This window comes from Arsenicicoccus dermatophilus (assembly GCF_046267915.1).
GTDB lineage: Bacteria > Actinomycetota > Actinomycetes > Actinomycetales > Dermatophilaceae > Arsenicicoccus > Arsenicicoccus dermatophilus_A.
Map to the genome: position 1 here is coordinate 3,157,498 of NZ_CP176520.1, position 24,456 is coordinate 3,181,953.

General features: G+C 72.6%; 22 protein-coding genes and 1 pseudogene. 10 read left to right on the forward strand and 13 right to left on the reverse strand.

Annotation, left to right across the window (positions count from 1 at the left end):
- Window position 1: 1 nt before the first annotated feature.
- From ACK2IS_RS14870 to ACK2IS_RS14880, 3 genes are all read right to left on the reverse strand, one after another.
- Window positions 2-784 carry a class I SAM-dependent methyltransferase gene (locus tag ACK2IS_RS14870; protein ID WP_409484067.1) on the reverse strand — a complete coding sequence of 261 codons (783 nt, stop codon included), beginning with the start codon at window positions 782-784 and terminating at the stop codon, window positions 2-4.
- Window positions 781-2,100 carry an FUSC family protein gene (locus tag ACK2IS_RS14875; protein ID WP_409484068.1) on the reverse strand — a complete coding sequence of 440 codons (1,320 nt, stop codon included), beginning with the start codon at window positions 2,098-2,100 and terminating at the stop codon, window positions 781-783. The genes ACK2IS_RS14870 and ACK2IS_RS14875 overlap by 4 nt, the downstream gene beginning before the upstream one ends.
- An 80-nt stretch (window positions 2,101-2,180) precedes the next feature.
- On the reverse strand, window positions 2,181-2,396 hold the full coding sequence (locus tag ACK2IS_RS14880; protein ID WP_409484069.1) for a hypothetical protein: 216 nt from the start codon (window positions 2,394-2,396) through the stop codon (window positions 2,181-2,183).
- 123 nt (window positions 2,397-2,519) lie between these two features.
- Between ACK2IS_RS14880 and ACK2IS_RS14885 the strand changes: the two genes are divergently transcribed.
- Both ACK2IS_RS14885 and ACK2IS_RS14890 read left to right on the forward strand, forming a co-directional pair.
- Complete coding sequence (locus ACK2IS_RS14885) at window positions 2,520-3,095, forward strand: SRPBCC domain-containing protein (protein WP_409484070.1); 576 nt, start codon at window positions 2,520-2,522, stop codon at window positions 3,093-3,095.
- 175 nt (window positions 3,096-3,270) lie between these two features.
- Window positions 3,271-5,220: an amino acid transporter gene (locus ACK2IS_RS14890; RefSeq protein ID WP_409484071.1), complete on the forward strand. Its 1,950-nt coding sequence runs from the start codon at window positions 3,271-3,273 to the stop codon at window positions 5,218-5,220.
- Between the two features lie 111 nt (window positions 5,221-5,331).
- On the opposite strand, the gene pflA is transcribed toward ACK2IS_RS14890, so the two are convergent.
- The 7 genes and pseudogenes from pflA to ACK2IS_RS14925 all read right to left on the reverse strand — a co-directional run bounded on the left by pflA (window position 5,332) and on the right by ACK2IS_RS14925 (window position 15,111).
- On the reverse strand, window positions 5,332-6,207 hold the full coding sequence (gene pflA, locus ACK2IS_RS14895; RefSeq protein WP_409484072.1) for a pyruvate formate-lyase-activating protein: 876 nt from the start codon (window positions 6,205-6,207) through the stop codon (window positions 5,332-5,334).
- Window positions 6,204-8,621: pseudogene (gene grcA2 / locus ACK2IS_RS14900) on the reverse strand (autonomous glycyl radical cofactor GrcA2). The gene pflA and the pseudogene grcA2 overlap by 4 nt, the downstream one beginning before the upstream one ends.
- Before the next feature lie 180 nt (window positions 8,622-8,801).
- On the reverse strand, window positions 8,802-10,802 hold the full coding sequence (locus tag ACK2IS_RS14905) for an ABC transporter ATP-binding protein (protein WP_409484073.1): 2,001 nt from the start codon (window positions 10,800-10,802) through the stop codon (window positions 8,802-8,804).
- The gene (locus ACK2IS_RS14910) at window positions 10,799-12,667 is read right to left on the reverse strand and encodes an ABC transporter transmembrane domain-containing protein (RefSeq protein ID WP_409484074.1); all 1,869 of its coding nucleotides are present in this window, start codon (window positions 12,665-12,667) and stop codon (window positions 10,799-10,801) included. The genes ACK2IS_RS14905 and ACK2IS_RS14910 overlap by 4 nt, the downstream gene beginning before the upstream one ends.
- A gap of 57 nt (window positions 12,668-12,724) precedes the next feature.
- Entirely contained in the window at window positions 12,725-13,534 is an 810-nt protein-coding gene (locus ACK2IS_RS14915; protein WP_409484075.1) for a PIG-L family deacetylase, read from the reverse strand.
- A gap of 113 nt (window positions 13,535-13,647) precedes the next feature.
- Window positions 13,648-14,334, reverse strand: a complete 687-nt coding sequence (locus ACK2IS_RS14920) for a maleylpyruvate isomerase family mycothiol-dependent enzyme (RefSeq protein WP_409484076.1) — start codon at window positions 14,332-14,334, stop codon at window positions 13,648-13,650.
- 231 nt (window positions 14,335-14,565) lie between these two features.
- Window positions 14,566-15,111 carry a YceI family protein gene (locus ACK2IS_RS14925; RefSeq protein ID WP_409484077.1) on the reverse strand — a complete coding sequence of 182 codons (546 nt, stop codon included), beginning with the start codon at window positions 15,109-15,111 and terminating at the stop codon, window positions 14,566-14,568.
- A 121-nt stretch (window positions 15,112-15,232) separates the two neighbouring features.
- Here ACK2IS_RS14925 and ACK2IS_RS14930 point away from each other — a divergent pair, with 121 nt between their 5' ends.
- The 7 genes from ACK2IS_RS14930 to ACK2IS_RS14960 all read left to right on the forward strand — a co-directional run bounded on the left by ACK2IS_RS14930 (window position 15,233) and on the right by ACK2IS_RS14960 (window position 20,466).
- Entirely contained in the window at window positions 15,233-16,102 is an 870-nt protein-coding gene (locus ACK2IS_RS14930) for an alpha/beta fold hydrolase (RefSeq protein ID WP_409484078.1), read from the forward strand.
- A gap of 198 nt (window positions 16,103-16,300) precedes the next feature.
- The gene (locus tag ACK2IS_RS14935) at window positions 16,301-16,993 is read left to right on the forward strand and encodes an HNH endonuclease family protein (RefSeq protein ID WP_409484079.1); all 693 of its coding nucleotides are present in this window, start codon (window positions 16,301-16,303) and stop codon (window positions 16,991-16,993) included.
- A 231-nt stretch (window positions 16,994-17,224) separates the two neighbouring features.
- On the forward strand, window positions 17,225-17,488 hold the full coding sequence (locus ACK2IS_RS14940; protein WP_409484080.1) for a hypothetical protein: 264 nt from the start codon (window positions 17,225-17,227) through the stop codon (window positions 17,486-17,488).
- Window positions 17,489-17,655: 167 nt separating this feature from the next.
- A complete protein-coding gene (locus tag ACK2IS_RS14945) occupies window positions 17,656-17,907 on the forward strand; it encodes a hypothetical protein (protein WP_409485697.1) in 252 nt (83 codons plus the stop codon).
- Entirely contained in the window at window positions 17,810-19,408 is a 1,599-nt protein-coding gene (locus ACK2IS_RS14950) for an SDR family NAD(P)-dependent oxidoreductase (protein ID WP_409484081.1), read from the forward strand. The genes ACK2IS_RS14945 and ACK2IS_RS14950 overlap by 98 nt, the downstream gene beginning before the upstream one ends.
- A gap of 105 nt (window positions 19,409-19,513) precedes the next feature.
- Window positions 19,514-19,606: an NUDIX domain-containing protein gene (locus ACK2IS_RS14955; RefSeq protein ID WP_409484082.1), complete on the forward strand. Its 93-nt coding sequence runs from the start codon at window positions 19,514-19,516 to the stop codon at window positions 19,604-19,606.
- A gap of 263 nt (window positions 19,607-19,869) precedes the next feature.
- The gene (locus ACK2IS_RS14960) at window positions 19,870-20,466 is read left to right on the forward strand and encodes a hypothetical protein (protein ID WP_409484083.1); all 597 of its coding nucleotides are present in this window, start codon (window positions 19,870-19,872) and stop codon (window positions 20,464-20,466) included.
- An 80-nt stretch (window positions 20,467-20,546) separates the two neighbouring features.
- On the opposite strand, the gene ACK2IS_RS14965 is transcribed toward ACK2IS_RS14960, so the two are convergent.
- From ACK2IS_RS14965 to ACK2IS_RS14975, 3 genes are all read right to left on the reverse strand, one after another.
- Window positions 20,547-21,278, reverse strand: a complete 732-nt coding sequence (locus tag ACK2IS_RS14965) for a MarR family transcriptional regulator (RefSeq protein ID WP_409484084.1) — start codon at window positions 21,276-21,278, stop codon at window positions 20,547-20,549.
- A 463-nt stretch (window positions 21,279-21,741) separates the two neighbouring features.
- A complete protein-coding gene (locus tag ACK2IS_RS14970; protein ID WP_409484085.1) occupies window positions 21,742-22,173 on the reverse strand; it encodes a hypothetical protein in 432 nt (143 codons plus the stop codon).
- Window positions 22,174-22,193: 20 nt separating this feature from the next.
- Window positions 22,194-22,631: a hypothetical protein gene (locus ACK2IS_RS14975; protein ID WP_409484086.1), complete on the reverse strand. Its 438-nt coding sequence runs from the start codon at window positions 22,629-22,631 to the stop codon at window positions 22,194-22,196.
- A gap of 144 nt (window positions 22,632-22,775) precedes the next feature.
- Here ACK2IS_RS14975 and ACK2IS_RS14980 point away from each other — a divergent pair, with 144 nt between their 5' ends.
- Entirely contained in the window at window positions 22,776-24,065 is a 1,290-nt protein-coding gene (locus ACK2IS_RS14980; RefSeq protein WP_409484087.1) for a citrate synthase, read from the forward strand.
- Window positions 24,066-24,456 lie beyond the last annotated feature (391 nt).

Sequence of the window (24,456 nt, forward strand, 5' to 3'; positions counted from 1 at the left end):
CTCAGACCGTAGCCGGGCCGCGCGTATCGCGCGCATCGAGGGGGGAACCAGTCACCACGGCATCCACGAAGGTCATCGCGCCACGCCGCACGACCCGCGCACCGGGCAGCCCGAGGGTCGTGACCAGCTCGTCCTGGGTGCGGGGCGGGGCCAGCTGGCCGGCCCGCGCCAGGGCCCCGAGCAGCAGGTCGCTGCCGCCGCGGCCCCGGGTGAGGCCGGACAGGAAGGCGGTGCCACCCGGACGGACCCAGGTGGTGATCCGGCCCACGAGGTCCGCAGGCCGCTGGACGAGGTGCAGCATCCCGAGACAGGCCACGGTGTCCACGCCCTGCGGGCGCAGCTCGAGCTCGTCGACGTCGGCGTGCAGCAGCACCACGTCCCCGCGGCGGGCGAGGCGTTCCTCGGCGCGCAGCAGCATCGACAGGGACCGGTCCACGAGCAGCAGGGGTCGCCGGGCCACGGCGTACAGGTCGGCGGTCGCGGCCAGCCCCCCGCACGCCAGGTCCACCATCGGGCCTGGGCGGGACCACAGCGCGGCCCGGGCGAAGGACCGCTGGACGACCGGGTCCAGGCCCCAGGCCGTGCGCAGGCAGCTCCGGGAGGCCCCGACGACGTCGCGACCCTCGGCCGCCCGGTCGCGCGGGGCGTCCTGCGCGGACAGGCCGGGCGTGGTCGACCAGACCCGGCCCACGACCCGGTGCGGCGGCGTGCGGAGCAGGTCGGCCGCCCACGTCGGCAGCGGCGGCTGCGTGGTCGGCGCCGACGGTGAGGCGGGATGTGTCACGAGGGCTCCTGGGACCGGGCTCGCTGCGTATGCCGGGACGACCGCCGCTGCCCCCGCCAGTCGGGCAGGGCCTCACGCACGAGGGGCACGAGGGCGGCGGCCGGTGGGGCACCGGGCCACCGCTCGCGCTCGCGTCGGCGGACCCCGACGGCGAGGAGCACGAGCACCTGCTCGACGCCTGCCAGGATCGTACCCCGCAGCATCCACTGCCCCGTCTCGGCCGGATCGACCAGCATCAGCTCGGTCAGCACGGCCCGGGTCTCCCCGAGGGTCTCCAGGGCCTGCTCCAGCTGCCGCTCCACCTCCTCGACGTCACCGCGCGCCTCGGCCGCCACGAGGTCGCCGAAGGTGCGCAGGCAGTCGGCCACGTCCGACAGCACCACGCTGAAGGCCACCCGCACGTCCTCGCCGTAGCCGTCGTCGCGGGTGTACCGCTCCGGAGCGCCCTCCACCATGAGGAGCAGCAGGTTGCGCAGCCCGATCTGACACTGCTCCAGCCGGTCCAGGCCGGAGCGCAGCGGCGGCTCCAGGCTGCGCGTACCGAGGGCGCGGGCGTTGAGCTTGCGCGAGTCCCGGACGGTCTCGACCAGGTCGCTCGCCCGCGCGATCGACCCGCCCACCCGGCGCACCGCGTCCAGCCAGCGCTCCACGTCCGCACGCAGGACCGGTGCCAGGGCCAGGCTCTGCGCCATCCGGTCCACGCCGTCCGCCAGCTCCACCGCCACCCACCGCACCGCCGAGATGGCCGCGCCGGTCGGGATCTGCGGCGGGAGGGCCAGGTTGATGCCCACCCCGACACCGGCTCCGATGAGGGTGGTGACCAGGCGGGTCTCGACGGCGATCTCCTGCCCGCCGGCGGACAGGATGAGCATGGCCGAGATCGGCGTCTCCAGGGCCTGGTCGCCGAGCCGGAAGACCTTGGCGAGCAGCAGCGAGGTGGCGATCGCCAGGCCGAGGGACCACCAGGTCAGGCCCACCTGGATCGAGATCAGCACCGCGACGAGGACGCCGGTGACCACGGCACCGACCCGCACCATGCCCATCCGGATCGTGGACAGGGTCGACGCCTGGCAGACCAGCAGCGCGGTGAGCGCACCGGTGAGGTCGACGGCGCCGTCGGTGAGCAGCACGGTCAGCACGTAGCCCAGGACACCGGCCACCGTCAGCCGCCCGGTGTGCATCGCCGTCGGTCGCAGCCGACGCGGCACGTCGGCCCAGGTGGTGGGACCGCCGGGCCAGACCCGCCGCCATACCCGCCGCAGGAGACGACGCACCCCGCGGCCCGGACCGAGGCCGGGGACGCGGGGTGTGCTCATGCCACCAGGCTGGCACGGATGACGGCCGCACGGCGGCGACCCGGCCGGGACGCGACCCGTGTCGACGGTCCCGTCCCGGGTCAGAGCGCGGAGATCTCCGCGACGATCTTGTCCAGTCGGTCCTGCGGGATCTTGCCGGAAGCCATCTTCATGGCCTTCTCGGCCTTCATGCCCTTGGCCATCCCGATCATCGGGTGGGAGGTGAGGCCGGGGGCGTGCTTGTCGAAGATCGCCACGGCCTCGGGGTCCTTGAGCAGGTCACCGATCTTGGTGGTCTGCAGGTCGTACTTGCCCATGAGGGCCTCCTCGTCGAGTAGGTCGTCCGGCCACCAGTGTGAGGCCACCGGCGCGTCGCCGGACACCCCCGGCGGGCATCGTGAGCCAACACACACGGACACGAGCTCGTCGGACGGGACACAATGACCGCACACCCCGCCCGCACCCCGGAGGACGTCGTGAACGACCTGCTCATCGGTTACGTCGAGTCCCGCACCGTCGACGCCACGCTCACCACCGCCGAGGGGGTCCCCACGCTCACCATGGTCCACGAGCTGCCGGTCGGCCCCGAGGAAGCCTGGGAGCTGCTCGTCGACCCGGCCCTGAGCGCCACCTGGTCCCCGGTCGTCGGCGACCGCCGACTGGACACCGTCGGGCCGGCCTCGAGCCGCGAGCGCCCCGACGAGGAGCCCGTCGACGCCGAGGTGCTCGCCGTCGAGCCGCCCCGCGAGCTCGTCCACCGCTGGGGCGGGGACGTCCTGCGCTGGAGCCTCACCTCCCGCGAGCACGGCTCGCGGATCACCCTGCGCCAGGAGCTCGCCGACCCGACCCGGGCCAGCTCTCTCGCGGCCGGGTGGCACCTGTGCCTCGCCGGGCTGGAGGCCCGCGCCGCCGGTCACGACGTCGGTCGGCCCGTCGGGCCCGAGGCCGCGCACCATTACGGGTGGACGCAGCTGCGCGACGGGTATGACGTGGTCTTCGCCAACCAGCACCGGTGACCGCGGGGTCGCCCCGCCGACCCCGAAAGCTCCCCGCAGCGACGACGCCCCGGGTCACCTCCCCACCCTCCGCGTCCCGGACCCCGCCCGGCGGCCCGCCCGGGAGGCGAGGTGACGGATCCGGGACCGTCACGATGCGCCCGGCACGGCCCTGGTGGGCCTACATTGGTCGCTCGTGACAGCGACACAGCAGCGCTCGGGCTTCCTGAGGTGGTTCCTCGACGCCGAGGAGGCCGATCCGGGCGGGTTCTACGAGCGCGAGGCCGAGGCCAAGCAGCACGACGACGTCCAGGCCTGGTGGAAGGTCATGTGCCTCACCGGCGTCGACTACTTCTCCACGCTCGGCTACCAGCCCGGCATCGCGGCTCTCGCGGCCGGGTCGCTGGCACCCATCGCCACCCTGGTCCTGGTGCTCATCACGCTCTTCGGGGCGCTGCCGATGTACCGCCGGGTGGCCGTCGAGAGCCCGCACGGCGACGGCTCGCTGTCCATGCTGCAAAAGCTGCTGTCCTACTGGCCGAGCAAGCTGCTGGTGCTGACCCTGCTCGGCTTCGTGGCCACCGGATTCATCATCACGATCACCCTGTCCGCCGCCGACGCCACCGCCCACCTGATCGAGAACCCCTTCCTGCACCGCACCCTCGTGGGCAAGCAGGTCGTGGTCACCGTCGTGCTGCTGCTCATGCTCGCCGGCGTCTTCCTCAAGGGCTTCAAGGAGGCCATCGGCGTCGCGGTGGTCCTCGTCGTGATCTACCTGGGCCTGAGCACGGTGGTGATCGCCGACGGCATCCGCGCCATCGTGGCCGACCCCGGCACCATCGGCGACTGGGTGTCCGCGATGACCTCCACCCACAGCGCACCGTTCGGGATCATCGGCGCCGCCCTGCTCGTGTTCCCCGCCCTCGCGCTGGGTCTGTCCGGCTTCGAGACCGGTGTCGTGGTCATGCCGCTCATCGAGGGCGACCCCGACGACACCCACGCCAAGCCCCAGGGCCGGATCCGCAACGCCAAGAAGCTGCTCACCACCGCCGCCGTGATCATGAGCGTCCTGCTCATCGGCTCGTCCTTCGTCACCACGCTGCTCATCCCCGCCGAGGCCTTCAAGGCCGGCGGCGAGGCCAACGGGCGGGCCCTGGCCTACCTCGCCCACGAGCGGCTCGGGGAGACCTTCGGGACGGCATACGACCTGACCACCGTGATGATCCTGTGGTTCGCGGGGGCGTCGGCCATGGCCGGTCTGCTCAACATCGTCCCGCGCTACCTGCCGCGCTACGGGATGGCCCCGGACTGGGCCCGCTCGACCCGACCGCTCGTCTGCGTCTTCGCGCTCATCGCGGTCCTGGTCACCATCATCTTCGGCGCCGACGTCGACTCCCAGGCCGCGGCCTACGCCACCGGGGTGCTGGCGCTGATGACCTCCGCCGCCGTCGCGGTGTTCCTCACCGAGCTGCGCCGCAGGCACCGCGGCCCGGCCGCCTTCTTCGGCGTGATCAGCGCGATCTTCGTCTACACCTTCGTGGTCACCATCGCCTCGCACGCCGGCGGTCTGGTCATCGCCCTGATCTTCGTGGCGATGATCATGGTCCTGAGCCTGGTGTCGCGCATCACCCGCTCGCTCGAGCTGCGGGTCGCCGGCGTGCAGATCGACGACTCCGCCGACGTAGTGCTGGCGCGCGCGGCGCTCGGCGCCCAGCCGCTGCGGTTCATCGCCAACAAGATGCAGGTCGGCGACCTGGAGGAGTACGACGAGAAGGAGCAGGTCGTCCGCGACCGCACCCACCTGCAGCCGTGCGAGCAGGTGATCTTCCTGGAGGTGCGGATCAACGACGCCTCGGACTTCACGTCCGCCGTGCAGGTGACCGCCGGGCACGCCGGGCACCACCAGATCCTGCGGCTGTCGGGCACGTCGGTGTCCAACGTGCTCGCGGCCTTCCTGCTCTACGTCCGGGACCTGATGCCCGAGCCGCCGCACCTGTACTTCGAGTGGAGCGAGCGCGCGCCCGTGGACAACGTGATGCGCTTCCTGTCCGGCGGGGAGGGCGACATCCCGCCCCTGACACACGAGATCCTCCGTCTCGCCGAGCCGGACGCAGCCCGCCGACCCGTGGTGCACGTCGGCGGCTGACGTCCGGCGGAGCTCGCCGCCATCGCCACCCGCGCGAGATGCCACGACGGGCGGCGACACGCCGCCGGAACCCCGCCACCTGCCCCTGGTGGCGCGGCGGGTGGGGTGGGGTCAGTAGGTCGTCAGGCCGTAGGCCCGGAACTGGCCCCGCACCCGGTCCAGCAGCGCGGCCGTGGGGGTGGGGGTGTCGGCGAGCCGGTAGGTCAGGCCGAGGGACTCCCACTTGTCGCGCCCCATCTGGTGGAAGGGCAGCACCTCGACCCGCTCCACCGACCCGAGCGTGGCGACGTGCGCCGCGACGGCCTCGACCTCGGGCACCGCGTCGGTGAGACCGGGCACGAGGACGTACCGGATCCACATCGCCTGCCCGCGCTCGGCCAGCCGTCGGGAGAACCGCAGCGTCGGCTTCAGCTCGACGCCGGTGACCTCGCGGTAGGTGTCCGGCCGCCCGGCCTTGATGTCGAGCAGCACCAGGTCCACGTCGTCGAGCAGCGCGTCGGGGGCGTTGGCCCCGAGGTAGCCGTTGGTGTCCAGGCAGGTGTGGATGCCCATCGCCCGGGCCTCGTGGAACAACCGCCCCACGAAGGCCGGCTGCATCAGCGGCTCCCCGCCGGACACGGTGAGCCCGCCGTGCGTCGCCTGGAAGACCCCGCGATAGCGCCGCAGCCGGGCCACCAGGTCCTCGAGCAGCACCGGCTCGCCCCGGGCCATCACGAAGGTGTCGGGGTTGTGGCAGTACTGGCAGCGCAGCCCGCACCCGGCCACGAAGACCGTCAGCCGCGTGCCGGGGCCGTCGACGCTGGTGACCAGCTCCCAGGAGTGGACGGAGCCGAGGTCCCCGCGGCGCACCGCCTCCAGGTGCTCGTGGTGGGTCATCCGTCCGGTCGAGGCGATCCCCGCGAGCCCCGTGCCGGCCGGTCGCAGCCGGGGCACGTCGAGGTCGACGGGCGCGGGGCGGACCTCCCCGGAGACACCGTCGGCGGTCACGCGTTCTGGTGGAAGGTGCGCGACAGCACGTCGCGCTGCTGGTCCTTGGTGAGCTTGACGAAGTTCACGGCATACCCGGAGACGCGCACCGTGAGGTTCGGGTACTTCTCCGGGTGCTCCATCGCGTCCTCCAGGGTCTCGCGGTTGAGGACGTTGATGTTGGCGTGGAAGAGGCCCTGGCGGGTGCCGCGGGCCTCGCGGGCGGTGGCCATCTCGGCGAGGCGCTCGTCGAAGGTCTTGGTCGACATGGTGGTTCTCCGTCTGGTGAGGGGCGGTATGGCGGGAGGAAGAGCCGGGGTGGGCCGTCAGCAGCCGGGCACGAAGCCCGCGTCGAGCAGGCCGACGAGGTTGGCGACCTGCTCCTGCTTGGTGCGGCCGAGGCCGGTGGGGGTGATGGTGTTGGTCAGCGAGATCCCGTCGAGGGCGTCGTCGTAGTCGAGCTTGCCGACGCTCAGCATGGACGCGAGCATGCCGTGGCTGTCCATGCCGTTCTCGGGGTTGGCGCCGGGGGCGAAGGGCGTGCCCGCCTGGTGCCCGGAGGGGAAGGCGCCGGTGTTGCGGCCGTAGACCACGTTGGAGGTGATCGTCAGCACCGACTGGGTGGGGATGGCGTCGCGGTAGAGCGGGATCTCCTTGATCTTGGCCATCACCGTGTGGACGACGGCGGCGGCGATCTCGTCGGCGCGGTCGTCGTCGTTGCCGTAGACCGGGAACTCGCCCTCGGTGACGTAGTCGACGATCAGCCCGGTCTCGTCGCGCACCGGCGTGACCGTGGCGTACCGGATGGCGGACAGGGAGTCGGCGACGATGGACAGCCCGGCGATGCCGCAGCCCATGGTGCGCACGATGTCGGAGTCGTGCAGCGCCATCTCCATCGCCTCGTAGGCATAACGGTCGTGGCAGTAGTGGATGATGTTGAGCGCCTCGACGTACGTGCCGACGACCCAGTCCAGCATCCGCTCGTAGCGCAGCCACACGTCGTCGAAGTCCAGCGGGCCGTCACCCGGCACGGGCTCGTAGCCCTCCACGACCTGCTTGCCGCTCATCTCGTCGCGGCCGCCGTTGATGGCGTAGAGCAGCGCCTTGGCGGCGTTGACCCGGGCGCCGAAGAACTGCATCTGCTTGCCCACCCGCATCGGCGACACGCAGCAGGCGATGGCGGCGTCGTCACCCCAGTGGGAGCGGATCTGCTCGTCGGCCTCGTACTGCAGCGAGGAGGTCTCGATCGAGATGGCCGAGCAGAACTCCTTGTAGCCCTCCGGCAGCGCCGGGTCCCAGAAGATCGTGATGTTGGGCTCGGGCGCCGGGCCGAGGTTGCGCAGCGTCTGCAGCAGGCGGAAGGACGTCTTGGTGACCTGGGAGCGGCCGTCCTCGCCGAGCCCGCCGTCGGACCAGGTGGCCCAATAGGGGTCGCCGGAGAAGATCTGGTCGTAGTCCACGGTCCGCAGGAAGCGCACGATCCGCAGCTTGATGACCAAGGCGTCGACGATCTCCTGCGCCGCCTCCTCGGTGAGGGTGCCGGAGGCGAGGTCGCGCTCGACATACACGTCGAGGAAGGCCGAGAGCCGCCCGACGCTCATGGCCGCCCCGTCCTGCGACTTGATCGAGGCGAGGTAGCCGAAGTAGGTCCACTGCACGGCCTCCTGGGCGGTGCGCGCGGGCCGGCCGAGGTCGAAGCCATAGCTCTCGCCGAGACGCTTGAGCTTCGTGAGGGCCTTGATCTGCTCGGAGTGCTCCTCGCGGAAGCGCGCCCAGTGCTCGGTGAAGGGCGCGTCCACGTCGCGGTCACGGTCCTTGACCTTCTCGGCGATCAGCGCGTCCACGCCGTAGAGCGCCACCCGGCGGTAGTCGCCGATGATCCGGCCGCGGCCGTAGGCGTCGGGCAGGCCGGTGATGATGTGGCTGGAGCGGGCGGCGCGGATGCGCGGGGTGTAGATGTCGAAGACCGCCTCGTTGTGGGTCTTGCGGTACTTCGTGAAGATCTCCTTGACCCGCTGGTCAGGGGTCAGGCCCGCCTCGGTGATGGCCGTCTCCACCATGCGCCAGCCGCCGTTGGGCATCATCGCGCGCTTCAGCGGGGTGTCGGTCTGCAGGCCGACGATCACGTCGTCGTCCTCGCTGATGTAACCCGCGGCGAAGGCGTCGATGTCGGCGGGGGTGGTGGTGTCCACGTCGAAGACACGGCGCTCGCGCTCGACGGAGAGGTAGTTGCGCTCCAGCGTCTGCCAGGTGCGCAGCGTCTTGGCCGTCGGACCGGCGAGGAAGGACGCGTCGCCGTGGTAGGGCGTGTAGTTGCGCTGCACGAAGTCCCGGACGTCGACCCGCTCCTGCCAGGGACCAGGGGTGAAACCGGCCCAGGCGAGCTCGTCGTCGGTGAGGGTGGGCGCGGCGAGGTCGGGCGCAGACGTGGACATGCCATGCCTTTCGGGTGAGGGGCAGGGATCGCGGCTCTCCCGGGCGGCACTGCTCCAGGACCTCCCCCAGGTTATCCCGCCCCGGTCGCGACCGTGACGGGTGGTCCGACCTTCCCCCCTACCGGCCCCTACCGGCCCCTGCCGGCCCCTGCCGGCCCCTGCCGGCCCCTGCGTCGGTGGTCAGGTGGACCAGGCGCGCCAGAGCGCGGCGTACTCGCCCTGCTGGGCCATCAGCTCGTCGTGGGAGCCGAGCTCGACGACCCGCCCGTCGATCACCACTGCGATCCGGTCGGCGTCGTGGGCGGTGTGCAGCCGGTGGGCGATGGCGACGACGGTCCGCCCCTCGAGCAGGGCGTTCATGGAGCCCTCGAGGTGGCGGGCGGTGCCGGGGTCGATCAGCGAGGTCGCCTCGTCGAGCACCAGGGTGTGCGGGTCGGCGAGGATCAGCCGGGCCAGCGCGACCTGCTGGGCCTGACCCGGGGTGAGGGTGGCACCGCCCGACCCGAGCCGTGCCCCGAGGCCGTCGGGCAGAGCGCTGACCCACTCCCAGGCGTCGACCGCGCGCAGCGCCGCCTCGACCTCGTCGTCGGTCGCCCCCTCGCGGGCGAGCACGACGTTGTCGCGGACCGACCCCATGAAGACGTGGTGCTCCTGGGTGACCAGGGCGACCTCGGTGCGCAGCACGTCGAGCGGCAGCCGGGTCAGCTCGACGTCCCCGACGGTGACCGACCCGGTGCGCGGTCCGTGGATGCCCGAGAGGAGGCGGCCGAGGGTGGACTTGCCGGAGCCGGACGGCCCGACCACGGCGAGCCGCTCGCCGGTGCGCAGGGTGACGTCGATCCCGTGGAGCACGTCGTGCCCCTCGCGATAGGCGTAGCGCAGGTCCCGGCCGACCAGGTCCCGACCGCCGGGCAGGTCGGGGCCCGCCTCGCGGTCCGGGGGGACGGTGGCGATGCCGAGCAGGCGGGTCGTGGACGCCATCCCGACCTGGACCCGGTCGAGGGTGTGCACGAGCCGGTCGAAGGGACCCCACACCGCCTCGACGTAGAGCAGCGCCGTCGTGATCTGGCCGAGGGTGACCCACCCGCGCGTGCAGCCGTAGGCCCCGAGGGCGAGCGTGAGCGCCCGCGGCAGGGAGAACGCCAGGTCCATGACCAGGAAGAGCAGGTTGCGCAGGCTCATCGTGTAGCGCTCGGCCTGCCCGGACTCGGCGAGGTCGCGCCAGCCGTGGGCCCGGCGCACCTCGGCCAGCCCGAGGGCCTCGACGGTGCGGGCCCCCTCGACGGTCTCGGTGAGGGTGGTGTTGATCTGCGCGTAGGTGCCCGACGCGGTGAGGTAGGCGGCCGGCGCCTGCCGCAGGTAGCGCCGGACCTGCACCAGCGCGAGCGCGAGCAGCACCAGCGACGGCAGGGCGAGCAGCCAGGAGTTGCTCACCATCGCGACGAGGGTGAGCACGACGGTGAGCCCGGACACCATCGACTCCGGCAGCGCCCAGCGGACCGCGTCGCTCATGGTGCCGACGTCTCGGGTGACTCTCGTGACCAGGTCTCCGGTGCCGGCCTGCTCGACGCGGGACAGCGGCAGGCGCAGGACCGCACGGACCACGTGCTCGCGCGCCTGGGCGAGGATCCCCTGCCCCATGACGGCGGAGGACAGCTTCGCGGCATACGTGAGCAGGGCCTGCAGCAGCACCACCCCGCCCACGACCAGCGCGGTCGAGGTGGCGGCGTCCAGCGCCTCGGTGGTGGCGTGGTCGCGCAACCGCCGGGTGGTGTCGTCGACCAGCCCGCCGAGCAGCCGCGGGACCAGGAGGCCGGCGACCGCGGCGGCGGCGTTGGTCGCGAGCACGACCAGGACCCAGCCGCGTCGCTGCCGGAGCAGGTCTCCGACGAACCTGCGCACCGCGGCGTCGTCGGCCACGGGCAGGCCGCGCTGCGGGCCGAGGGCGGTGGCGGCGAAGTCCCGGGCCCGATCCCCGCGCAGGCGGTGCCGGTCCCGCCAGGCACGAGCCCGGATGCCGAGGCCCCCGCGACCGGGCGGCACCAGGCGCGGGTCGATCCCGCCGGGCGTGTCCGGCGTCGCCCGCGCGGCCGGGGCCTCGAGCCAGGTCGCGGCCGAGTCGGCGGCGAGCGCGGGGTCGAGCAGGTCGGCCGGGCCGGGGGTGCCGCGGGTGGCCGTCATCGGTCCTCCCCTCGCACGACCACCGCGCGGTAGTCCGCGTCGTGGGCGAGCAGGTCGTCGTGGCGCCCCTGGGCGATCACCCGGTCCCCGGCCAGGAGGGCCACCTCGTCGGCGTGGTGGAGCAGCAGCGGGGAGGCCGTCATCACGACGGTCGTGCGCCCGCGCCGGTGGGCGGCGAGACGGTCGGCGATCCGTGCCTCGGTGTGGGCGTCGACCGCGGAGGTGGGCTCGACCAGGACGAGCACGTCCGGGTCGGCGGCGAGCGCGCGGGCGAGCACGAGCCGCTGGCGCTGCCCGCCGGACAGTCCGCGGCCACGCTCGTCGAGCACACCCTGCCAGCCACCCGGGACGGCGTCGTAGACGTCCTCGGCGGCAGCGGTGTGCAGGGCCTGCTCGGCCTGGCTCCGGGTGAGCCGGCCCCGGGGGTCGATCGCCTCCTGCAGGGTCCCCGCGAAGACCTGGGAGCCGGTGTCGCTCACCAGGATCCGCTCGCGCACCTCGCCCAGCGGGACGCTCCCGAGGTCGGTGCCGCCGAGGGTGACGCCCCACGGCTGGCGGGCCCGCTCGCGGTCGGCGGCAGCCTGCGCGCGCCGGGCCACCACGCGGCGGCGCTGCTCCACCCGGCGGGCGCGGCCCTTGACGTCCTCCCCGAGATCCAGGCTGACCTGGGTGTCCGGGTCGCCGGGCAGGTAGCGACCCAGCCGGTCGGCGAGCGCGGCGCTGTCGTCGGGGGTGGCCGAGACGACCATGGTGAGCAGCCCGGGCCGGATCACCAGCCCGGTGCGCTCGTCGGTGAGGTCGGCCGGACCGTCCGGCAGGTGACCGGTGGCCTCGGCGTCCGGGCGCCACGGCGGCTCCTGGTCCAGCACCGCCACGGCCTTGCGCGCCGAGACCATGGTGCGGGTCCACTTCTGCGCGGCCTCGAAGAAGGTCTGCACCGGGCCCACGAGGAACAGGCCGTAGCCGAGGAAGGTGACGAGCTGCCCCACCGTCAGCTCGCCGACCGCGACCTGGCGCACCCCGGACCACATGAGCACCACCAGGAAGCCACCCGACATCAGCACGCCGAGGGCGTCGACCCCGGCCTGCCAGGCGCCGGCCCGAATCCCGGCGTCACGCACCGCCCGGGACTGCGCGGCATAGCCCTCGCCGAAGGTCTCCTCGCCGCCGATGCCGCGCAGGATCCGCAGGCCGGCGACGATGTCTGTCGCGCGCGAGGTCAGCTCGGAGGAGCGGGACCGCTCGATGCCCTGCCAGTGCGCCATCGGGCGCAGGACGGGCATGGCCACCAGCACGAGCAGCGGGGCGACGAGCAGCACCACGAGCCCGAGCCGGACGGACATGGACAGCACGATGGCCGCGACGACCAGGTAGGCGAGCAGCTGGGAGAAGGCGCGGGTCGTGATCTCCATGAGCATCCCGAACTGGTCGCCGTCGCCGGACGACACCGACAGCACCTCGCCCGTGGGGGTGCGGCGGGCGAGCACGTGCCCCAGCTGCAGCGCCTTGTTGGTGACCAGCCGGGAGGTGCCGTGGAGCGCGACCAGCCACTCGGCCACCACGATCGAGTGGTAGACGATGCCGCTGAGGGCGCCCACGACGGTGACGGCCAGCAGCAGGACCAGCCAGCGAGTGGTGGCCTGGGAGTCCCCGGCCACGATGCCCTCGTCGATGGCCCGGCCGACGATCCACGGCCCGACGGCCATCGGGAACATCCAGATCGTGGAGACGAGCAGGCCTGCCGGGGCGAGCCACCCCTGGCGGCGGATCAGCCACCACAGCAGGCGCCCGGCCGACCTCGTGTCGGGGACGTCGGCGTCGGGATCGGCATACGCCCGGAGGTCGGGCGGGAAGACCTGCTGCACCCCGCCCACCCTAGGGACGGGTGCCGTCGGACCCCAGCGATTTTCCCGGGGCGGGGACTACGCCGAGGGCGGAACCGGCTCGTCCAGCCACCAGCCCTCGACCATCCCCGGGGCCCGGCCCGGCTCGATCGCCCACTCGTAGCCGAAGCCCTCCGCGAAGGTCTCGACCGGCATCGCCAGGAACATGCCGATGTCGGTGCGCTGCGAGGCGTGGCAGGCGAGGGCGGCCCGCTTGGTCTCGACCAGGTCGCGGACGTCGACCTTCCAGTGGATCTCGGCCTCGGGGGTGCCGAAGGGATTGCCGTCGTCCATCGGCTGGTCCGGGTCCAGCCGCTCGTCCAAGCCGGCCGCGACGGCCTGGGCCATCGACCGGCGCAGGTGGTCGCGGCTCATCGTCGACTCGAGCAGTCGCGGCCGGCGGGCGGCGAGCTCGGCGGCCCGGTGCGCGACCCGGTGGACCATGACGTGGTCGGGGTGGCCGTAGCCGCCGTGCCAGTCGTAGCCCACGAGCACGTCGGCGTCCTCCTCGTCGAGGATCGCCGCGAGCCGCCCGGCGGCCTCGTCCAGGTCCGCCCCGGAGAAGGCGCCCTCGGCGGAGTTCTGCTCCCAGCCGGTCATGCCCGAGTCGGCGTAGCCGAGCCAGGCCACCCGCTGCGTCCCGGTGACCCGGGCGGACGCCTCGGCCTCGCGCCGGCGGTAGGCCACGAGCGTGTCGTCCCCGAGGTCGTCGGGCACCTCGCCGTGGTCGCCGTCGGTGCCGTAGACCACGACGACACGGTGGCCCTCGCGCGCGGCCCGGGCCATGGATCCCGAGGTCTGGGAGGCCTCGTCATCGGGGTGGGCGTGGAGGAAGACGACGGTCGACATGGGTGCAGTGTGCCGCAGTCCGGCCCGGCGACCGACCTGGCAGGGCCGCGGCGGACACCGGGAGGACCAGGCCTCAGGCCGAGAGGCCTCCCGGCCTACCGCCCCGTCGTCGGTCAGGCCGCCGCGCTGCCGGAGGCCGTGCGTGCCGGCTCATCCCGGTCGTCGCGCACCGGCGGCAGGGAGCACCGGGACAGCAGCGTGGGGACGCCCGGCCCGGTGAGGTCGGCGCAGGCACCGCCGCGGCCGGTCATGGCGAGGACCAATGAGAGCAGCGGCCCCTCGACGAGCTCGCCGCGGCCGTGGGTCCACGCGTCGTCGGTGGCCTGCAGCCGCAGCCCGCGGATCCGGCGCCGGCTGCCCGCAGCCAGGTCGGTCCGTTGGTAGAGCACCGCCACGGTGCGCAGCAGGTCGGCCGGGCAGTGGCCGGTCAGCCCCAGCGGGCGGCGGATGTCCTCGCCGTGGACCACGATCTCGCCGAGCGACGTGGCCGTGGGCCCGGGCGGCGCCAGGGTGGACCTCAGCAGCCGGCCGTAGCGCTCGAAGGTCAGCGAGGGGGTCGCCCCGCGATTGGCCGCGATCCCGGCGGCGACGTAGCGGTCCCGGCTCAGCCCGGCCGCGGCGAGCCCGGTGGCGAAGCCCCAGGGGGTCGTGGACGCGGACGCGCTCAGGTGCGCGACCACGTCCTCGACCGTCCAGCCGACGCACCAGGAGGGGCTGCGCCACTGCTCCTCGGCGAGGGTGGCCAGGTCGTCGGCGAGGCGACCGCGCAGGTCGGCCACGGCTGTCCACAGGTGGTTCATGGCGAGCTCCTTCGCTCTCCGGCGGAGCCACACGCCCCGGATGCCCTCCAGTCTGACGAGCACCTATGACTACGCAAAGGATTGAGACGGTGACACACCGCGACACGCCGGGATCGGTCCAGGACACGCCGAGCACGCCTCGCGACACGCCGAGGGGCCCGGTGCCAGGTGCCGGGCCCCTCGGGAGCGCGCTCGGGCGGCGGCTGCGGATCCCCGCCCCCGGGGAGGCGGTCAGGCCTGCTTGACGGCCGAGACCTCGAGCTCCAGCCGGATCGCGTCGCTCACCAGGACCCCACCGGTCTCCAGCGCGGCATTGAAGGTGATGCCGAACTCCGAGCGCAGGATCGTGGCCGAGCCCTCGAAGCCGATGCGCTCGTTGCCGTAGGGGTCCTGCGCGGCGCCCGCGTACTCGACGTCGAGGGTGACCGGCCGGGTGACGTCCTTGATGGTCAGGTCGCCGGTGACCGCGAGGGTGTCCTCGCCCGTGGCCCGGACCGAGGTCGAGCGGAAGGTCATGGTGGGGTAGGTGTCCACGTCGAAGAAGTCGCCGGCCCGCAGGTGGGCGTCACGGTCGGCGTTGCGGGTGTCGACCGAGGCCATCCGGGCGGTGATCTCGATCGAGGCGCCCTGCAGGCCGGGGCCGGTGGTGGCGTTGCCCTCGAACTCGTCGACGGAGCCGCGGACCTTGGTCACCATCGCATGGCGGGCGACGAAGCCGAGGCGGGAGTGGGCGGGGTCGACGACGTAGGTGCCGTCGAGCTGCTGGAGGGTGGTCATGGGGTCTCCTTCGGGGTTCCGGCCGGCACGGCGACCGCATATAGTTGAACATTCAATTACTACCGTAGCAGGCGACCGGGCGTACCGGGATGGATCGCTCCCGGCTCGCTAGCCTGGCCGCATGACCTGGCGCACGACGCTCGACGACACCGGCGTGGCGACGCACGCCTGGGCAGGTGACGCCCCCGCCGGCGCACCCCGCCTCCTCCTGCTGCACGGGCTCACCGACAGCGGGCCCTCCTGGGCGGACGCGGCGCGACGGTGGGGCTCGACATACCAGGTCAGCGCCTGGGACGCCTTGGGGCACGGACGATCTCGCAGGTTCTTGCCGGCCGAGCTGCAGGATGACCCGATCGAGGTCATGTATGCCGCCCTCGCGCGGCTGGCCGCCCGCGTGGTCACCGAGGACGGGGCACCGCTCGTCGTGGTCGGCCACTCCATGGGCGGCGGGCTGGGCGCTGCGCTGGCCGCCCGCGAGCCCGGCCTCGTGGCCGCCGCGGTGCTCGAGGACCCCGCGTGGCGGCCCGACCGGCACGACCCGGCGGGTGCGCTCGGCCGGGTCATGGGCACGGTGCAGGCGCGAGAGTCCGTGGCCGACCTGGTCGCCCGCGGCCGCGAGCGCAGCCCCGACTGGCCGGAGAGAGAGCTGCTGCCGTGGGCCCAGGCCAAGGCCGACGGAGACGTGGAGTTCCTGCGGGGCGGGCGGGCCGCGCTGCCGCAGCCCTGGACCGAGATCGCCGCCGCCATCACGGCCCCCACCCTCGTCGTGACCGGCTCCGAGGGCGTGATCCTCGGCGAGGAGCGGCTCGCCGAGGTGGCGGCGCTGGGCAACCCGGCCCTGACCGTCGAGGTGATCCCCGGCGCCGACCACTGCGTACGCCGGTCGCGCACCGATGCCTTCCACGCCGTGGTGGACCCCTGGCTGGCGGCCCACGCCCCGACCCGCCGACCCAGCGCCACCACCTCCCTCGCGCCCCGCCCACCCCGCTGACCCCGCGCACGCGCCGCCGCGGGCATCGTCCCCACCCGCCACGAGCCGGCCCGGCCCCGACAGGGCCGCTCGGAGCCGACGCGCACCCAGCCACGCCCCATCCTGCGAATCACCTGAATGTCCGGCGTTGTTCGCGCCGCGTCGAGCAGGGCGGAACCTAGCGTCAGGTCGTCATCCCGACCAGTCGCAGGAGATCCCATGCGTCGCACCCTTGCCGCCGTCCTCACGGCCGGCGCCCTGATCGTCCCCACCACGGCGCCGGCGGCCATCGCGGCCCAGACGGGCACCGTCCCAGCCACCACCGCGGCCCTCCAGCTCAAGCGCGGCCTGCCGCAGACGCCCGCCCAGGCCAAGGCCGACCTGCGCAGCCTGCCGGTCCGCCCGGCCAGCCCCATGACCGGCTACTCGCGGGAGAAGTTCCCGCACTGGAAGGACGCCTCGACCTGGGGCTGGCCCAAGGCCCCCAACGACCGCTGCAACTCGCGCAACGCGGCGCTCTACCGCGACGGCACGGGCGTGAAGATGTCGGCCGCCTGCACCAACCTCACCGGATCGTGGGTCGACCCCTACTCCGCCAAGGTGTTCGACGCGGCGACCGACATGGACATCGACCACCTGGTGCCGCTCGCCAACGCCTGGCGCTCGGGCGCGGGCCGGTGGACCACGACGCGGCGGACGCAGTTCGCCAACGACCCGCTCGTGCTGGTCAGCGCCTGGGACCGCCTCAACCAGCAGAAGGGTGACAAGGGCCCGGAGGCGTGGAAGCCGGTCAACGCCTCCGCGCACTGCCTCTACGCCACCCGCTGGGTGGAGGTGAAGAAGAAGTACGCGCTGTCGATCACCAGCGCCGAGAAGACCGCGCTCACCTCGATGCTCGCGACCTGTCGCTGACGGCGACCACCCGACCGGGCCCCCTCGCCGCGCCAGGGGGTCCGGTCGCGTGCCGCCCCCGCGCGCCTTCGGCACACGACCCCTGGACCCGGGCCCGGAGGCGTGGAAGCCTGTCACCGCCTCCGCCCATTGCCTCTGTGCCACCCGCTGGGTCGAGGTGAAGAAGAAGTAAGCCATGTCCGTCACCAGCGCCGAGGAGTCGGCGCTCACCACCATGCTGGGGACCTGCGCATGAAGACCACCACGATCGAGACCCCGCCCGGCGGGGTCATGACCCGCGAGGCGGGCGCCGTGACCGGCGAGCTGGAGCTGATGACCGAGCAGACCCCCAAGGGGCTCGAGGTCACGGCGCGTTACGTCGGCGCCGAGGACGTCTGGCGGCTCGCCGGCTCGCCCTTCACGGACCTGAGCCACGACGACCTGGTCACCCGCCTGACCGAGGACCCGGGCACCGACGAGGCGGGCAACGCCGCCGTCGTCGACCTGTCCTGCTGATCGACCATCCCCCTCGGGTCGTCGCGCGCTCGTCACGCGGCGGCCCGAGGCGTATGCCGGGAGGACCCCTGGCCAGGTGATCCCCAGGTCCCGACGTCGACCTGCCCTCGTGGACCCCGCCCGGCTGGCTGGGCTGGCTGCTCGACCAGCTGCCCTTCTGCCGGCCGGTGATCCTGGCGGCGATCCTGTCCGTCGCGGAGGTCCGGCGCCGCCGCGAGCAGGACGCCCTCAAGGCCGAGCTCGCCGAGGTGGAGCGCCGCGAGCTGCTGGCGGGCGACCTCGCGGCCGTGGCTCAGGGCGAGGGGCAGGTCCGGTCGGGCGATGAGGACGGGCCGTCCGGCATACGATCTCGCGGTGACCGACCCGACCCCCGACCAGGTGCCGCGGCAGGAGCAGCCGGCCGGCATCGACCCTGCTGACCTGGCCACGGCGCTGCGCGTCCTGGAGCAGCTGCCGACCCTGCCCGCCGGTCACCCCGACATCGAGACCGTCAAGCGCGCCGCCTCGACCATGCGCAACCGGATCCGCAAGGCCCGCCGCGCCGAGGCCCGGCAGGAGACGCGTCGCCCGCTCGTCGAGGCCGACCAGCGCGTCCTGGAGTCGACGGCGACGGGCAGCCCGATGCGCATCGACGACGAGACGCAGGGGATCGCGCCGGTCAGCTCGGTCCGCGGCGCGGTGGCGGGCGAGCTGCACATCCCGCGCGGGTGCTACATCTGCCACGAGCGCTACACGACCGTCGACGCGTTCTATCACTGGCTGTGCCCGCGCTGCGCCGCCGCGAGCCACGAGCGCCGCGACCAGCACACCGACCTGCATGGACGTCGGGCGCTGCTGACCGGTGGCCGCGCCAAGATCGGGATGCACGTCGCGCTGCGGCTGCTGCGCGACGGCGCGGACCTGACCATCACCACGCGGTTCCCGCGGGACGCGGCCCGCCGCTTCGCCGAGCTCGCGGACTCCCCGGAGTGGCTCGACCGGCTCAGCATCGTCGGGATCGACCTGCGCGACCCCACCCAGGTCGTCGCGCTGGCGGACGAGGTCGCGAGCAGCGGGCCCCTCGACATCCTGATCAACAACGCCGCCCAGACCGTGCGTCGCTCCCCCGGCGCCTACTCCCACCTGGTCGAGGGCGAGTCGCAGCCGCTCACCGGGGCCGCCCGCACCCCGCGCCTGGTCAGCTTCGAGCGGATCAGCGAGGCGCACCCCGTCGCGCTGGCCGGGACCCTGCGGGGGTATGCCGCGCAGCACCTCGCCCCCGGCGCCGCCGAGCCCGGCACCGACGAGGAGCGCGAGGCCCTGGAGGTCGCCGCGCGCACCGCCGCCGAGATGACCTCGGTCGCCCTGACCGCGGGCTCCGCCTCCCTGGAGGCGCACCTGGCGGGCACCGCCGTCGACGCCGGCGGCCTGCTCCCGGACCTGCAGCGCACCAACTCCTGGAAGCACACCGTCGACGAGGTCGACCCGCTCGAGCTCCTCGAGGTGCAGCTGTGCAACTCGACGGCGCCGTTCATCCTGGTCAGCAGGCTGCGACCGGCGATGCGCGCGGCGGTGCAGCGGGGCGCCAGGCGGGCGTACGTCGTCAACGTCTCCGCGATGGAGGGGCAGTTCGCGCGGCGCTACAAGGGTCCCGGGCACCCGCACACCAACATGGCCAAGGCCGCGCTCAACATGCTCACCCGCACCTCTGCCGGGGAGATGTATGCCGCCGACAAGATCCTGATGACCGCCGTCGACACCGGCTGGATCACCGACGAGCGCCCGCACGACGAGAAGCTCCGCATCGCCGCCGAGGGCTGGCACGCACCCCTCGACCTGGTCGACGGCGCGGCCCGCGTCTACGACCCCATCGTGCGTGGAGAGCGCGGCGAGGACCTGTACGGCGTGTTCCTCAAGGACTACGAGCCCTATCCCTGGTGATCCGGGGGCGGTGCGAGGGACCCGCGGGAGGCCGGCTCCTCGACATACCGCCTGGTCACCCGTCGCCGGCTCTCGCGCCGGACCTGGTCCCCACGGCCTCGGCGGGTGCCCGGTGAGACACCGGAAGCGGCCGCGATGCGCGAGTCCGCCGAGGAGACGGGACTGAGGAGCCTGCGGCTCGTCCGCAAGCCGGGGTGAGGCGGACGACGACATCAGGCCGTACCGGAACAAGATCGCGCGCCGCCACTTCGTCGAGCTCACGACCGACGATCAAGCGCGCCCGCCCTGGTCGGCCGGCGAGCCTGATCCCGAGGGCGGCGCCGCCAGCCCCACGTGGACCTGCCGCTGGCCCCCTCCGGAGCAGGCCCACGCCCTGGCGGGCGGACTCGGAGCCATGATCGGAGCGCTCGTCGACGAGTGACCGGATCCGCCGCCCGGCCGAGTACACCTAGGCTCCGGCCATGGCCGACGTTCCCCCGCGGTACCCCTGGGAGATCAGCCTTCCGTCCCTCCGGCTGATCTCGACGGCCCTGGCACAGGGGCGCCCCGCCGCGCTGAACGGCGCCCCGCCCCGGCTCAACGGACTGCCCGACGCCGAGGTGCTCGAACGCTACGAGCGTCTGGCCCGAGCCTGCAGAGAACGGGCCGCACCCTCGACCATCCCGGCGTTCGAGCACCTGGAGCGGCAGCCGGACGACCGGTCGCCGAGCGAGTGGGAGACCTTCCTGATGCGGTCCGGCGCGGACGACGATCCGGCCGTGATCGAGCTGGCCCGTGACGTGTGGGTCGCCCTCGGACCGAATCACTACAGTCTCTGCCTCCGCATCAGACCGCGGACCTACCGCGGCTTCGTCCGGGGGTGGACGTGGGCGATCACGACCACAGCTGGCCTGGCCCTGCTGGCTCTCATCGGCCAGGACCTGCCTGGGCGTGGGAGCAGGCTGTGGCTGCTGGTCCTGCCTGCGGCCGCGGTGTGGCTGACACTCCTGGGCTGGCTGTTTCTCAGGCAGGAGAGGGGGATCCTGCGCCACGGGGGTGAAGAGCTTCCACGCCTGTGACGCCCGAGGGCGGCGCACTCACTCCCGCGGAGAAAAGTTGAATGACGGCGTCGGAATTCCACTTTTCGAGGCAGCCACCGTCAGGTGGAGCGGCGCAGGTGGGTGGGCAGCTCGGGAGTCCGGCCTCGGAAGCGCTTTGACAGAGGCGCGGCCACGGTGTCGAGCTCAGCCGAGCCGAGTCGCCGCTCCGTCAGCAGGAGGAGATCCAGTAGCTCCCGAGCCCGGTAGACGAGATGGCGGCCGTCGCGGCTGGGCATCCGATCGACGATCCCCTTGGCCTCGAGCTCGGCGAAGGCCTTGCTGATCGCAGCACGGGAGTAGGTACGCACAGTCCCCCGTGAGTCCTTGTACTGAGCCTGGTCGAGCGCGTACCGAATCGTCAGGACCGGCCGGTCCGCGAGGAGTGCCAGCAGTCGGTGCTGCGCCGAGTGGGCGCGTACGTGCGCCGTTCGTTCCGCCCAGGACGCCTCCACTCGTCGGACCTCCTCAAGAAGGTCCGAGGCCACGACCACAGCGTCAGAGGTCGCTTGCAGGAAGAACGACACGAAAGCCTCCCGCGCCTCGTCAGCGGTCTCACCGCGCCGAGGGTCGTAGCGGAATGCGGTGAGGGCCGACACACTGCCCGAGTTGCGGAAGCCTTCCGGATGGGCGGGTAGCAGCGTGCGGTGCAGCTCGTCGATGTCCGCAGCCGTCCACCGAGAGCGCGTAGCCAGGCTCTCGACGGCCTGGCGGACGGTGTCGATGTTGCGCGTGTTCATGTGCGCGGCCGAATGCTCAGTCCTCGGCGCATCGTCGATGTCGGCGAGGAGCACGGCACTGGGATCCTCTCGCACTCCCTCGATGCGCGATGACGCGATGCTCTCCGACCGGAGCAGTGTCGCGTACAAGGCGGGCAAGGGGCGCTCCCGAAACCGCTCCCCCAGGTGTGCCACCTGCTCCGTGACGGCGGCCAGGCGCGCCCGCGTACCTGACGACAGATTGAGTGGTCTGCGGCTAGGCGGTCAGGGAGGTACCACCGGTAGTCGCCACCCTGGATGCTCCACCGATCAGGTCCCTGCGGGTCCGGTTGCTGGAAGGCCCGCCTGTACTCCGCCATACGCCTCCGACCCGAAAGTTGAACAATCCTCGTCACGATGAACTTTCACGACCAGCCTCGCGGAGACGACGCTCAGGGCTGAGACCCGACGACGAGGCGTTGCGCGATCTCCCGCCGAAGCATGCTCTCGCGCAAATCCTCCCTCGATCGTGCAGGGGCCAGCCGTAGCAGTCGTGACGTCACCGAGGCGTGGTCTCGCCGGCATACCGCCGAGCGGCTGCGCGCTGATCCCATGCCAGTGCGGCCGTCGCGCCGAGGGCGACGAGCCCGGCCACCAGCCCGGCCGGCCCGAAGTCCTTCACCAGGGCACCCGCCCAGCCGGTCGTCGCCGCCACCAGCAGGACGAGGAGCAGCGCAGACTGCGGCACGATCGTCGACCAAGGCTCCGCACCCGCCCGGACCTGGCGGACCTCACGCCACCACACCCACCACGAGGCGCTGAGCGTGGCCAGCAGCACCGCCGCGGTGGACCACCACAGCAGGTCACCCTGATCCCGTGCCCGGTGAACGGCGTTGGCCACCAGGAGGACCAGGATCGGTGCCATCATCAGGTGGCGGCGGGCGAGCGCCAGCCGGGTCGGCACGGACAACGACGGAACCTGCTCGGACACGATCTCTCCCTCGGACCTGTTCACAGCTGCGGACGGGCCCCGGCGACCTCTGCGGCATACCTCGTGCGCGCCCGCCGCTGGTCCCAGGCCACGAGCGGGATCAGCACGGCGCAGCCCACGCCGATGATCCGCCCGGGGAGGTGACCTTCGCCGGCGAGCACCGCAGCGCTGCAGACCCCCGCAGCAAGCCAGAGCCACAGCATCCCGCCCAGGGGACGCGCCTCGGTCCGTACCGGGGCGTCGGACCGAGCCTCGCGCACCTCACGCCACCAGCACCACACCGACAGCAGCGCGGTGGCCGGCATCAGGACCCCGAAGAACCACCGAGCCCAGGCGTCCGAGGTCGGATCGAGCAGCGGACGCGCTCCCACCGTCACGAGCCACGGCACCATCACCAGGTGGCGGCGGGCGAGCGCCTCACGGGTGCCCCGGGACAGGACCGGTGGAGGTTCAGTCATGTCCGCCATCCTCCCTGACCCCGCATCGCACGGCTTCGCCGCCCCGTCCAGCGGCCCGTCCGCCGGGCGGGAGGAGTGCGGGCAGCCGCCCCGGTTGGCTCGTAGAGTGGGAGCGAAGACGACACCGCAACGAAGGGGTTACGCATGAGCGACACCGCCCGGCTGGAGTACGACGGCACGTCCTACGACCTGCCCGTGGTCGAGGGGACCGAGCACGAGCTCGGCATCGACATCACCAAGCTGCGCGCGGAGAGCGGACTGATCACGCTCGACCCGGGTTACGGCAACACGGGCTCGTGCACCTCTGCCGTCACCTTCATCGACGGCGAGCAGGGCATCCTGCGCTACCGCGGCATCCCGATCGAGGAGCTCGCCGAGAAGTCCAGCTTCATCGAGGCGGCCTGGCTGGTCATCTTCGGCAAGCTGCCGACACAGGCCGACCGCGACCGCTTCGCGTCGATCCTCACCGAGCACTCCATGCTCGACGAGAACATGAAGAAGCACTTCGACGGCTACCCGACCAACGCCCACCCCATGGCGATCCTGTCCGCCATGATCAACACCCTGTCGGCACACGACCCCGAGGTGTGGGAGACCAAGGACGACGAGTCCATCGAGCGCGCCGCCGCGGTGCTCATGTCCAAGGTCCGCACCATCGCGGCGGCGGCCTACAAGTCCAGCGTGGGTGAGCCGATCGTCTACCCGCGCTACGACCTGCGGTATGCCGAGAACTTCCTGCACATGATGTTCTCCAAGCCCTACAAGGACTACGAGCCGACCCCGGCGGTGTCCCGGGCGCTCAACCTCTTCCTGCTGCTGCACGCCGACCACGAGCAGAACTGCTCGACCTCCACGGTCCGCATGGTCGCGTCCTCGCAGGCCAACATGTTCGCCTCCTGCTCGGCCGGCGTCTGCGCCCTGTGGGGCCCGCTGCACGGCGGCGCCAACGTCGCGGTCATCGAGATGCTCGAGCAGATCCGCGACGGCGGCACCTCCGTCGAGGAGTTCATGCGCAAGGTCAAGAACAAGGAGGACGGTGTCAAGCTCATGGGCTTCGGGCACCGCGTCTACCGCAACTTCGACCCGCGGTCCAAGATCCTGCGCAAGGCCGCGGACGACATGCTCAAGGAGCTCGACATCCACGACCCGCTGCTCGACATCGCGGGCGAGCTGGCCGAGGTCGCGCTGGCCGACGACTACTTCGTCGAGCGCAAGCTCTACCCCAACGTCGACTTCTACTCCGGCATCATCCTGCGGGCCATGGGCATCCCGCTGAACATGTTCACGGTGATGTTCGCGATCGGCCGCATGCCCGGCTGGATCGCCAACTGGAAGGAGATCCACGACGACCCCAAGGGTCGGATCTACCGTCCGCGCCAGATCTACACCGGCCCCGTCGACCAGCACTGGATCCCCCGGGACCAGCGCGGCTGAACCCCACGGGCGGCTGCCCCTCGCACCATCGCCCCGACCCCGACCCCGTCCCCGACCGACCAGCTCGGGCGCGGGGCGGGGTCGGCGTCGTCCTCGGCGGCAGGACATACCCGAGCTGCGAGTGTCCCGCGTCAAGTAGTTGCCAGGACCTCGGCCTGGGAAAGGTGGGGACGGTCGGGTCCGCCAGGCCACGGTAGACCTCGGAGGGCCGGTTCCAAGCCAGGTGTCTGAAGCGTTCGGGTGGCGTGGCCGGTGGTGTGCGGGTCTAAACCGGAAGGATCGGATCCATGCCGAAGAAGCACGACGAGCACACCCGCGCGCGGGCGGTCAGGTTGGTGCGTGAGCAGCGGGCTCACTACCGGACCCGGACCGAGGCCTGTGAGGCTGTCGC